Origin of the sequence: Kribbella sp. (assembly GCF_035655035.1) — a bacterium.
GTDB lineage: Bacteria > Actinomycetota > Actinomycetes > Propionibacteriales > Kribbellaceae > Kribbella.
On the sequence record NZ_DASRVN010000220.1, the window covers coordinates 1 to 9,793 of the forward strand.

The window sequence follows — 9,793 nt, forward strand, 5'->3', positions numbered from 1 at the left end:
GGGATCCCGGTCGGGATGTTCAGGCCGACGACGGTCTTCTCGTCGAGGTTGTCGAGGTGCTTGACCAGCGCACGAAGGCTGTTGCCGTGCGCGGTGACCAGCACGGTCTTGCCGGCCCGCAGGTCGGGGACGATCGCGTCGTACCAGTACGGGAGCATCCGCTCGACGACGTCCTTCAGGCATTCGGTGGCCGGCAGCAGCTCCGGCGGCAGGCCGGCGTACCGCGGGTCACCGGCCTGGTCGTACTCGGAGCCGCGCTCGATGGCCGGCGGCGGGGTGTCGTACGAACGACGGAACAGCATGAACTGCTCCTCGCCGAGCTCCTCCAGGGTCTGCTTCTTGTCCTTGCCCTGCAGGCCGCCGTAGTGCCGCTCGTTCAGCCGCCAGGAGCGGCGGACGTCGATCCACTGGCGCTCGGCGACCTCGAGGGCGATGTTCGCGGTCCGGATCGCGCGGCGCAGTACCGAGGTGTGCAGTACGTCGGGCAGCAGGTCGCGGTCGCGGAGCAGCTCGCCACCGCGCTGCGCCTCCTCGACACCCTGCGCGTTCAGGTCGACGTCGACCCAGCCGGTGAAGAGGTTCTTGGCGTTCCAGTCGCTGTGGCCGTGGCGGAGCAGGATCAGGCGATAGGTCATACCCCGAAGACTACCGAGGCTCCAGCCAGCCCTTGAAGGCGTCCAGGTTTCGGGTGGATTCGCCGCGCGACACGCGCCATTCGTACTCGCGCCGGATCGAGGTCGCGAACCCCAGCTCGAGGATCGTGTTGAACGACGAATCGGCGTACTCGAGCACCGCCCCGAGCAGCCGGTCCACCTCACCGGGCGTGATCGCGTGCAGCGGCACCCGCCCGTCCAGGTGGATGTCCCCGAGGTGATCCACGGCGAACGCGACGCCGTACATCTTCAGGTTCCGCTCCAGCAGCCACCGGTACACGGCCTCGTGATTCTCGTCCGGACGCCGCGCCACGAACGCATGCACATGCACCGCCTGCAGCCCGACCGACAGCATCACGGTCGTCTTGAGCTTCCGCTCCCCCGGCAGCTCCGCCGCGAAAACTCCCGGCTCGCTCTCGGTGAACGAGAGATCGTTCTCGGTCAGCACCTGACGGATCACGTCCGCCGCCGCGACTCTCACCCAGCCACCTCCGCCGCCATCGTTTCCGCCGACGTCCGGTACGCCGCCAGCGTCCTGCGCGCGGTCCGTTCCCACCCGAACCCCTGGGCGTGCACGACCGCGGCGCGGCCCATGCTCTCGCGGACGGCCGGATCCGTCGCGATCCGCGCCAGCGCGTCGGCGAAGTCGTCCACCCCGTGCCCGCGGACCAGGTAACCGGTCCGCCCGTCCACCACCGCCGTACTCAGGCCACCGACCGCCGCCGCGACCACCGGCGTACCGCACGCCTGGGCCTCCAGCGCGACCAGCCCGAAGGATTCCGAGTACGACGGGACGCACACGACCGAGGCCGCCCGGTACCAGGAGGCCAGCCGCGCCCGCTCCATCGGCTTCACGAAGCGCGTCACGTCGTCGATCCCGAGCGCCCGCGCCAAGTCGGCGTGCGACTCGGGGTGCTCCATCCCGTTGCCGGACGGCCCGCCGATGATCGCCACCACCAGCCGGTCCCGCAGCGCGGGGTCCTTCGCGAGCATCCGCTCCGCGGCCCGGAGCAGCAGGTCGGGCGCCTTCAGCGGCTGGATCCGCCCGACGAACGCCAGTACGACGGCATCGTCCGGCAACCCGACCTCGCGCCGGGCCGCGGACTGGTCCCCGGGGCTGAACAGCTCCAGGTCCACGCCGGGGTTGACCACCTCGACCTTCGCGGGCACCGCGCCGTACAGCTCGATCAGCTCGCGCGCCTCGTCGTCGGTGTTCGCGAGCAGCCGGTCCGCGGACTCGACGACCTGTTCCTCGCCGAGCAGCCGGGCCGGCGGTTCCGGTACGTCGTCGTCGGCCAGGCTGGCGTTCTTCACCTTGGCCATCGTGTGCATGGTGTGGACCAGTGGGACCGCCCAACGATCGCGGGCGAGCAGGCCGACCTGGCCGGACAACCAGTAGTGCGAGTGGATCACGTCGTACCACCCGGGCTCGTGGATCGCCTCGGCGCGCAGCACCGCGCGGGCGAACGTACACAGCTGGGCGGGCAACTCGTTCTTCGTCAGCCCCTCGTACGGGCCGGCGGCAACGTTGCGCACCGTCACGCCGGGCAGCAGCTCCACGCGGGCGGGCAGCGCGGACGCGGTCGCCCGGGTGAACACGTCGACCTCGATCCCGAGCCCGGCCAGCTGCTTCGACAGCTCCACGACGTACACGTTCATCCCGCCGGCGTCCCCGGTACCGGGCTGGTCGAGCGGCGACGTGTGCAGGCTGATCATCGCGACCCGCCGGATCGGACGGTCGGGGAATTCGGTCACCCGGTCAGGGTATCTCCGGGACCTCCGCGCGCAGATCGGTGTCCGCGGCCGCCCAGCTGGCGAGCAGCCGCAGGTTCTGCTCGGAGGTGGAGCCGGGCTCGACGGTGTACGTGACCAGCAACTGGTCCGGTTCGCCCGGCGGCTGGAGGGTTTCGTACTGCACGGTGATGTCGCCGACCACCGGGTGGTGCTGCGTCTTCGTCCCGAACGTCTTGTCCTTGACGTCGTGCCGGGCCCAGTACTCGCGGAACTCCGGGCTGCGGATCGACAGCTCCCCCACCAGCTCGGTCAGCTCGGGGTCGTCCGGGTAACGGCCCGCGTACATCCGCAGGTAGCCGATGGTCTCCTCGGCGACGGTCTCCCACTCCGGGTAGAAGTCGCGCGACGCCGGGTCGAGGAACACCAGCCGCGGGATGTTCCGGTCCTTGCGGTCCAGGTTGCCGAAGTCGGCGATCAGCGCCGCGGCCAGCCGGTTCCAGCCGAGGACGTCCATCCGGCGGCCGAGCACGAACGCCGGTACGTCGGGCATCGCGTCGAGCAGCCGCTGCATCCCCGGCCGGAGGCGTTCCGGCGGGCGGCGGCGCGGAGTACGGCGTACCGGTTTCGCCAGCAGCGCCAGGTGTTTGCGTTCGTCGCCGGTCAGCTTGAGGACGCTCGCGACCGCGTCCAGGATCTCCTGCGAGACGTTGTCGGTACGGCCTTGTTCGAGGCGGACGTAGTAGTCGGCGCTGACGCCGGCCGCCTGCGCGAGCTCTTCGCGGCGCAGGCCCGGAACCCGGCGACGCCCGCTGTACACCTTGATGCCGAGCTCCTCCGGCTGCACACGGGCCCGGCGTGACTTGAGGAACTCGCTCAGCTCCGCACGACGATCCATGCCCACCAGTATCCAGCCCGGCCGGATCGCCAACCTGGTCCTGCCAGGACCAGGCTCAGCAGGCACCTGGGTAAGCCGCCGCGACCACCCCAGGATCGATGCCATGACCAACTTGAGCATTCGCAACGCAGTAGTCACCGGCGCCGCCAGCGGAATCGGCGCCGCGATCGCCACCCAACTGGCCAGGGCCGGCGCCGCGGTGGCCCTGGTCGCCCGGCGGCAGGACCGCCTCGACGATCTGGCCGGCAAGCTCGGCGAGCGTACGTTCGGCGTCGGGCTGGACGTCACCTCGCAGGACTCCGTGGACGCCGGGGTCGCGAAGATCCACGAGCGGCTGGAGACCGTCGACCTGGTCGTGAACGCGGCCGGCGTGATGCTGGCCGCGCCGATCGCCGACGGCCGCCTCGATGACTGGACCCGGATGATCGACACCAACGTCACCGGCGTACTGCGGCTGATCCACGCCTTCACGCCCGACCTGATCAAGGCCGCGGGCGAAGGACGGACGGCCGACCTGGTGAACATCTCGTCGATCGGCGCGCACGCGATCTTCCCCGGGTACGCCGTGTACGGCGCGACGAAGGCGGCGCTGACCCAGTTGTCGGCGGCGCTCCGCGCGGACCTCTCGCCGTACGACGTGCGCGTGACGAACGTCGAACCGGGCCTGACCGACACCGAGCTCGCCACCCACCTGGATGCTCCCGGGCAGGAGCTGATCACGTCGATGAACGAGCAGATCGGCCCGCTGCACGCCGACGACATCGCGGACGTGGTGACGTTCGCGGTCAGCCGCCGCCGGGAGCTGAACCTGCGCCAGGTCATCGCGCTGCCCACGCGCCAGGCCTAGGTAGGCCTACCACCACCCCCACTGACGCTCTCGCCCCACTGTGGTCAGGGCTGTCCGCCGAAAGCATTGAGCCATGCGTACAGCCCTTGCAGAAGCCAAGTCCTGGCATCGCCCGTTGATGCTGATGGTGCTCGCCATGGCCGGTCTGGTCCTGACGTCCGGGGTCGGTCTCGTGGTCGACCACCGGGAGATCCTCAACGAGTCCGTGTGGCTCAAGCCGTTCAAGTTCGGCATCTCGTTCGTCCTGTACGGCGCGACGCTCGCGTGGCTGCTTTCCAAGCTGCGCAAGGCGAAACGCTTCGGTTGGTGGACCGGCACCGTGTTCGCGGTCACCGGGGTGATCGACGTCGGGTTCATCGCCGTCCAGGCGGCGCGCGGTACGTTCAGCCACTTCAACGCCACCGGCGACACCTTCAACCAGGTCGGGCAGCAGGTGTTCATGTCCGGCGTACTCGGGCTGTTCGGCGCGAGTCTGGTGGTGGCGATCATGCTGCTGTTCCAGCGGGTCGGCGACGCTCCGCTGAACCGGGCCATCCGGGTCGGCCTCGGGCTCGCGGTCGCGGGGATGGCGTTGGCGTTCTACCTGGTCGGGGCGAACGGCCAGCGTACGGAGGTCAAGGACGCGTACGGCAACCCGGTGACGCTGGCCGGCAGCCACGGGATCGGCGTCGAGGCCGGCGGTCCGGGGATGCCGTTGACGCACTGGAGCACGGTCGGCGGCGACCTGCGGATCCCGCACTTCGTCGGCCTGCACGCGATCCATTTCCTGCTGCTGGTCCTACTCGCCCTGCACCTCCTCGGCCGGCGCGCGACCTGGCTGCAGCCGGAGCGGGTACGGGCGCGGCTCGTCGGCGTGGCTGCCTTCGCGTACACGGGTGTGATGGTGACCGTCGCGGTGCAGGCGTTCCGCGGGCAGTCCCTGATCCACCCGGACGGACAGACCCTGGGTATGTTCGGCGGATTCATGGCCGTGAGCCTGGTAGCGCTTGCTGGGGTCGTCGCGGCGGCTCGACGGCCCGTGAGACTGCCTGTCGAGCGCGTGGCGGACTTTGAGAAGCTTGGGGTATGACTCGTCCTCTTGCGGTGGTGACCGGTGCTAGCAGTGGGATCGGGGCCGCGTCGGCGCGGCACCTCGCCCGCGAGGGCTTCGAGGTGATCTGCGCCGCGCGGCGGCTGGACCGGATCGAGGCGCTGGCCAAGGAGATCGACGGCCGCGCGGTGCAGTGCGACGTCACGTCCGCGCCGGACGTCGCGAAGCTGACCGAAGCCGTCGGAGACGAGTTGCAGGTGCTGGTGAACAACGCCGGCGGCGCGTTCGGGCTCGAGCCGGTGGCCGAGGCGGACCTGGACGCCTGGCGGCGGATGTACGAGGTGAACGTGATCGCGGTCGCCGCGGTCACCAAGTCGTTGCTCCCGGCCCTCATCGCGGGCCGCGGCACGATCATCGTGATGGGTTCGACGGCCGGCCAGGTGGCGTACGAGGGCGGCGGCGGGTACGTCGCCGCGAAGCACGGCGCGAAGGCCGTCGTCGACACGCTCCGCCTGGAGCTGTACGACCAGCCGGTCCGGGTCACCGAGATCGCCCCCGGCATGGTGCAGAGCGAGGGCTTCGCGCTGACCCGCTTCAACGGCGACCAGGCCAAGGCCGACGCCGTGTACGCCGGGGTCCGCGAACCGCTCACCGCCGACGACATCGCCGACATCGTCAGGTACGTCGCGACCCGTCCGGCACACGTGAACCTCGACCGGATCACGGTCCGCCCGCGTGCCCAGGCCGCCCAGCACAAGGTCTTCCGCGAGCAGTAGCTGCCCCGTAAATCACTGTCGTGAGCCGCCTCACGGCCGGGCTGCTTGCAATTGCAAGCACGTGCTAGCACACTGGGTACGTGGCCAAGTTGAGTGATCGGGCGGCTGGGGCGGTGGGCTCCCTCGGGGAGTACCTCGCCGAGCAGCGGCGGCACGCGCAGTTGTCGCTGCGGCAGTTGTCCGACCTGGCCGGAGTGTCGAACCCGTATCTCAGCCAGATCGAGCGCGGCCTGCGGAAACCGTCGGCCGAGGTGCTGCAGCAGCTCGCGAAGGCGTTACGGATCTCCGCGGAGACCTTGTACGTACGGGCCGGCATTCTCGATCCGGACGAGAGCGAGGAGGGCAAGCAGCCCTCCACCGTGGTCGACGCCGTCCTGCTCGACCCGGCGCTGAACGAACGGCAGAAGCGTGTGCTGCTCGACGTCTACGCGTCGTTCGTCCGCGAGAACACCCCCAGTGCTGACTAAAACACCCCGAGGAGTAAGCCTGATGGCTACCCGTACGCCCGTTACCCCGTTCTACGCGATCGCCGGCGCCGGCGACCTCGCGGTCGAGAAGGTCCGCGCCGTCGGCGTCGACGTGACCGCCCGCTTCGCCAAGCTGGACCAGAAGACCCTGCAGGCCGAGCTGACCAAGGCGCAGTCCGAGCTGGCCAAGCGCTTCGAGGCGATCGTCGCCGACGCCCGGACCGCCCCGGCGAAGCTCCGCGACCTGCCGAAGACCGCGCAGTCCGGTCTGACCGTCGTCCTCGGGCAGGCCGAGGAGACCTACGAGGACCTGGCCGGCCGCGGCAAGGACCTGGTCGAGCGGATCCGCCACCAGCAGGCGACCGAGGACCTGGAAGCCGCCGCCAAGACCACGGTGAGCAAGGCCAAGGCCACCCGCACCACCGCCAAGAAGACCGCGCAGACCGCGAGCCGCAACCTCAAGGCGACCGCGACCAGCGCCCGCAAGACCGCGAAGGCCGCCGGCAAGGCCGCCGGGTCCGCGGCCGACAAGATCGGCGACTGAGTGTGACGATTCCCCCACATCGGGGTGAATCCTGCGTCCGGGCGGTCCCCAGCTGCGCTCGAGCAGCGGTGGGCCGCCCGGCTGTCGGTTAGGCTCGTAGTATGAGCATCTGGCAAAGCCTGATCCCCGGATTCGCAGATCCGCTGTCGGTGATCTGGTGGGTCCTGATGGCCATCAAGCTGGTCGCCCTCGCTGACGCGGCGTTCCGGCCACGGGCCGTGTTCATGGCGGCCGACAAGCTCACCAAGCCCGGCTGGGTGCTGATCCTGGCCGTTTTCGCGCTCAGTCAGGTGTTCCAGGGCTGGCTCAGCTTCTTCGGCCTGATCGGCATCGTCGCGTCCGCCGTCTATCTGGTCGACGCCCGTCCGGCCCTGCGCGCCGCCACCGGCCGTGGCCACGGCGGCTGGGGCGCCCTACGCCGCCGCCGGGGCCCGCGCCCCCTCTAGGACGACCGGTAGACGATCACCTTGTCGCCGACGTGGACCTCGTCGAAGAGAATCTTGATCTTGGCCAGGTCGCGGACGTTCACGCAGCCGTGTGACGCGCCGTTGTAACCGCGGGCGGCGAAGTCCGACGAGTAGTGCACCGCCTGGCCGCCGCTGAAGAACATCGCGTACGGCATCTTCGAGTCGTACAGCGTGGAGACGTGGTTCCGGCTCTTCCAGCCGACCGTGAAGCTGCCCTCCCGGGTCGCGGTCTTCACCGCGCCGAACCGGACGTCCATCTGCATCTTCACGACGCCGTCGACGACGTACCGCAGTTTGCGGGTGGACTTGTCGATGCACAGCGCCACCCCGGTCGCGCACCGCGGGTCGAGCTTCCTGCCGTCCACCACCGGCGCCGGCGGGTACAGCTCGGTCTGGGTCGGCTCGTGGGTCACCTTGACCAGCTGATCCAGCGTGTTCTGGTCGACGTACCCGAGCTGGGGAATGCCCTTGGACTTCTGGAACTTCTTCACCGCGGACCGGGTCATGGTCCCGAAGTCGTCGTCCTGGTAGCGCTTCTCGAGCAGCTTCAACTGCACGAGCCGGGCCTCGAGCTTTCGCACACTCGCCGAGCTGGACCCGTTCCTGAACAGCGCCTTCGGGTAGATCGGCAGCTCGCCACTGATCTCGAACGGCGTCGCCCGGACGTCGGCAGTCGTCGCGGTCGCGGTCGTTCCGGCACTCAGGAGTGCCGCAATCGCACCGCCGACAACCACCGTCGAGAGCAGTTTCCGCATGATCAGCCCGCGCATCGGACCCCTTTCCTACACTCGTAGGACGTCCCCACTACCCAAATAGCTGGCCTGTCAGAGTACCGGAGGAACCGCTCATGGAGATCGTTCTGAGTACCGCGGACATCACCACGGTGCCCGCCGACGCGATCGTGAACGCAGCCCATCACGCGCTCCGCGGCGGTGGCGGCGTCGACGGGGCGATCCACCGTGCGGGCGGTCCGGAGATCCTCGCCGAGCTCGTCGAGCGGTACCCGAACGGTGCTCCGACCGGTACGGCGGTGTGGACCACCGCCGGCGCGCTCCCCGCGTCGTACGTCATCCATGTCGTCGGCCCGAACTACACGGCCGGCCAACGGGATCCGGCGCTGCTCGAGTCCTGCTACCGCAACGCCCTGCGGATCGCGGACGAGCTCGGCGCCGCGACGATGACGTTGCCGGCGGTCTCGGCCGGGATCTACGGCTGGCCGGCGCGGTCGGCCGCGGACATCGCCGTACAGACGCTCCGCGATACGCCGGCAAAGGTGTCGAGGGCAACGTTCTGCCTGGTGGAACCCCGGCTGTACAAGGCGTTCCGGAACGCGACAGCGGCCGGGGAGTAGCTCCCCGGCCGCCGGCGATCAATCAGCTCACTTGCTGTAGACGACGACCTTGTCGCCGACGTGCACCCGGGCGAAGACCCAGGCGATCTTGCTCTTGTCGCGGACGTTCACGCAGCCGTGCGAGGCGCCGTTGTAGCCGCGGGCACGGAAGTCCGACGAGTAGTGCACCGCCTGGCCGCCGCTGAAGAACATCGCGTACGGCATCTTCGAGTGGTACAGCGTCGAGACGTGGTTCTTCGACTTCCGGTAGACCTTGAAGACGCCGTTCCGGGTCGGGGTCTTCATCGCGCCGAAGCGGACGTCCATGATCTGCACCGGCTTGCCGTTCACCAGGTAGACCAGCTTGCGGGTCTTCTTGTTGATGCACAGCACCCGCCCCCGGGTCATGCACCGGCTGTCCAGCCGGTACTTGCGCATCACGGCCGCCTGGCTCGCGGCGGTGCTCTTGCTGACCGCCGGTGACGCCGACGGCGGCAGGCCGATCGGCTTCGGCGCGTTCGTGGAGCTCTGCGCCGAAGTCGCGACCCGCGGGGCGGCCTCGGCCGCGGTGGTCGCCGCAAGTACTCCGGCGCCGACGATCGCGGCAGCCGTCAAGGTCGCGCCGAGCTTACGCAGAATGCCCATGATTCCTTTGTCCTTCCCCCAAAGAGTGCTTCCACAAAGACAGACGTCGCTGACTCACGTCTGGTTGGTAACGAATCAAAACTTTCTTCCCCCGCCACCGACCGAGGAATGGTGTATCACACCCCGATGTAACTACACCGCACCCCGTGACGGACCGTTTCCGGTTCGTGTCCTGAGCGTGCTCAGGACTTGCTCTTGCGGCCCAGCTTGGAGCGCTCGATCTGGGTCAGCGCGACCTTCCGCATCCGGATCGCGTCCGGCGTCACCTCGACGCACTCGTCCTCGCGGCAGAACTCCAGCGACTGCTCCAGCGACAGCTTCCGGGCCGGCACCAGCTTCTCGAACTCGTCCGCGTTCGAGCGGACGTTGGTCATCTTCTTTTCCTTGGTGATGTTGACGTCCATG

Annotated in this window: 13 protein-coding genes and 1 pseudogene; 7 read left to right on the top strand and 7 right to left on the bottom strand. The window is 69.1% G+C overall.

What is annotated here, in order from left to right:
• The 4 genes from VFF46_RS12620 to VFF46_RS12635 form a co-directional block, all read right to left on the bottom strand.
• The coding region (locus VFF46_RS12620) for a phosphoglyceromutase (protein ID WP_325037279.1) at positions 1-635 on the bottom strand (635 nt) is incomplete at its 3' end.
• A 10-nt stretch (positions 636-645) separates the two neighbouring features.
• On the bottom strand, positions 646-1,134 hold the full coding sequence (locus VFF46_RS12625; RefSeq protein ID WP_325037280.1) for a YbjN domain-containing protein: 489 nt from the start codon (positions 1,132-1,134) through the stop codon (positions 646-648).
• A complete protein-coding gene (gene mshA, locus VFF46_RS12630; protein WP_325037281.1) occupies positions 1,131-2,408 on the bottom strand; it encodes a D-inositol-3-phosphate glycosyltransferase in 1,278 nt (425 codons plus the stop codon). Before mshA ends, VFF46_RS12625 begins: the two co-directional genes overlap by 4 nt.
• Before the next feature lie 4 nt (positions 2,409-2,412).
• On the bottom strand, positions 2,413-3,282 hold the full coding sequence (locus VFF46_RS12635; RefSeq protein WP_325037282.1) for a helix-turn-helix transcriptional regulator: 870 nt from the start codon (positions 3,280-3,282) through the stop codon (positions 2,413-2,415).
• 103 nt (positions 3,283-3,385) lie between these two features.
• Between VFF46_RS12635 and VFF46_RS12640 the strand changes: the two genes are divergently transcribed.
• From VFF46_RS12640 to VFF46_RS12665, 6 genes are all read left to right on the top strand, one after another.
• Positions 3,386-4,129 (top strand): SDR family oxidoreductase, encoded by a 744-nt coding sequence (locus tag VFF46_RS12640; protein WP_325037283.1) that lies wholly within the window; start codon positions 3,386-3,388, stop codon positions 4,127-4,129.
• Between the two features lie 73 nt (positions 4,130-4,202).
• Entirely contained in the window at positions 4,203-5,198 is a 996-nt protein-coding gene (locus VFF46_RS12645; protein WP_325037284.1) for a hypothetical protein, read from the top strand.
• Entirely contained in the window at positions 5,195-5,935 is a 741-nt protein-coding gene (locus VFF46_RS12650; RefSeq protein ID WP_325037285.1) for an SDR family NAD(P)-dependent oxidoreductase, read from the top strand. The genes VFF46_RS12645 and VFF46_RS12650 overlap by 4 nt, the downstream gene beginning before the upstream one ends.
• A gap of 80 nt (positions 5,936-6,015) precedes the next feature.
• Positions 6,016-6,402, top strand: coding sequence for a helix-turn-helix transcriptional regulator (locus VFF46_RS12655; RefSeq protein WP_325037286.1), 387 nt, complete (start codon positions 6,016-6,018; stop codon positions 6,400-6,402).
• Positions 6,403-6,424: 22 nt separating this feature from the next.
• Positions 6,425-6,946: a hypothetical protein gene (locus VFF46_RS12660; RefSeq protein WP_325037287.1), complete on the top strand. Its 522-nt coding sequence runs from the start codon at positions 6,425-6,427 to the stop codon at positions 6,944-6,946.
• A 101-nt stretch (positions 6,947-7,047) separates the two neighbouring features.
• Complete coding sequence (locus tag VFF46_RS12665; protein ID WP_325037288.1) at positions 7,048-7,392, top strand: DUF2516 family protein; 345 nt, start codon at positions 7,048-7,050, stop codon at positions 7,390-7,392.
• Here the strand turns inward: VFF46_RS12665 and VFF46_RS12670 are convergent.
• A complete protein-coding gene (locus tag VFF46_RS12670; protein WP_325037289.1) occupies positions 7,389-8,183 on the bottom strand; it encodes a L,D-transpeptidase family protein in 795 nt (264 codons plus the stop codon). The two genes, VFF46_RS12665 and VFF46_RS12670, sit on opposite strands and share 4 nt — an antisense overlap.
• Positions 8,184-8,260: 77 nt before the next feature.
• Between VFF46_RS12670 and VFF46_RS12675 the strand changes: the two genes are divergently transcribed.
• The gene (locus VFF46_RS12675) at positions 8,261-8,764 is read left to right on the top strand and encodes a macro domain-containing protein (protein ID WP_325037290.1); all 504 of its coding nucleotides are present in this window, start codon (positions 8,261-8,263) and stop codon (positions 8,762-8,764) included.
• A 27-nt stretch (positions 8,765-8,791) separates the two neighbouring features.
• Here the strand turns inward: VFF46_RS12675 and VFF46_RS12680 are convergent, their stop codons facing one another.
• The gene (locus VFF46_RS12680) at positions 8,792-9,388 is read right to left on the bottom strand and encodes a L,D-transpeptidase (RefSeq protein ID WP_325037291.1); all 597 of its coding nucleotides are present in this window, start codon (positions 9,386-9,388) and stop codon (positions 8,792-8,794) included.
• 182 nt (positions 9,389-9,570) lie between these two features.
• Positions 9,571-9,793: pseudogene (locus VFF46_RS12685) on the bottom strand (translational GTPase TypA); the annotation flags it as partial.

Bases quoted from the DNA above. Each gene is read 5' to 3' on its own strand.
- VFF46_RS12660 (WP_325037287.1), top strand. From the start codon at position 6,425: ATGGCTACCCGTACGCCCGTTACCCCGTTCTACGCGATCGCCGGCGCC.
- VFF46_RS12645 (WP_325037284.1), top strand. From the start codon at position 4,203: ATGCGTACAGCCCTTGCAGAAGCCAAGTCCTGGCATCGCCCGTTGATG.
- VFF46_RS12665 (WP_325037288.1), top strand. From the start codon at position 7,048: ATGAGCATCTGGCAAAGCCTGATCCCCGGATTCGCAGATCCGCTGTCG.
- VFF46_RS12650 (WP_325037285.1), top strand. From the start codon at position 5,195: ATGACTCGTCCTCTTGCGGTGGTGACCGGTGCTAGCAGTGGGATCGGG.
- VFF46_RS12680 (WP_325037291.1), bottom strand. From the start codon at position 9,388: ATGGGCATTCTGCGTAAGCTCGGCGCGACCTTGACGGCTGCCGCGATC.
- VFF46_RS12670 (WP_325037289.1), bottom strand. From the start codon at position 8,183: ATGCGCGGGCTGATCATGCGGAAACTGCTCTCGACGGTGGTTGTCGGC.
- VFF46_RS12675 (WP_325037290.1), top strand. From the start codon at position 8,261: ATGGAGATCGTTCTGAGTACCGCGGACATCACCACGGTGCCCGCCGAC.
- VFF46_RS12635 (WP_325037282.1), bottom strand. From the start codon at position 3,282: ATGGATCGTCGTGCGGAGCTGAGCGAGTTCCTCAAGTCACGCCGGGCC.
- VFF46_RS12640 (WP_325037283.1), top strand. From the start codon at position 3,386: ATGACCAACTTGAGCATTCGCAACGCAGTAGTCACCGGCGCCGCCAGC.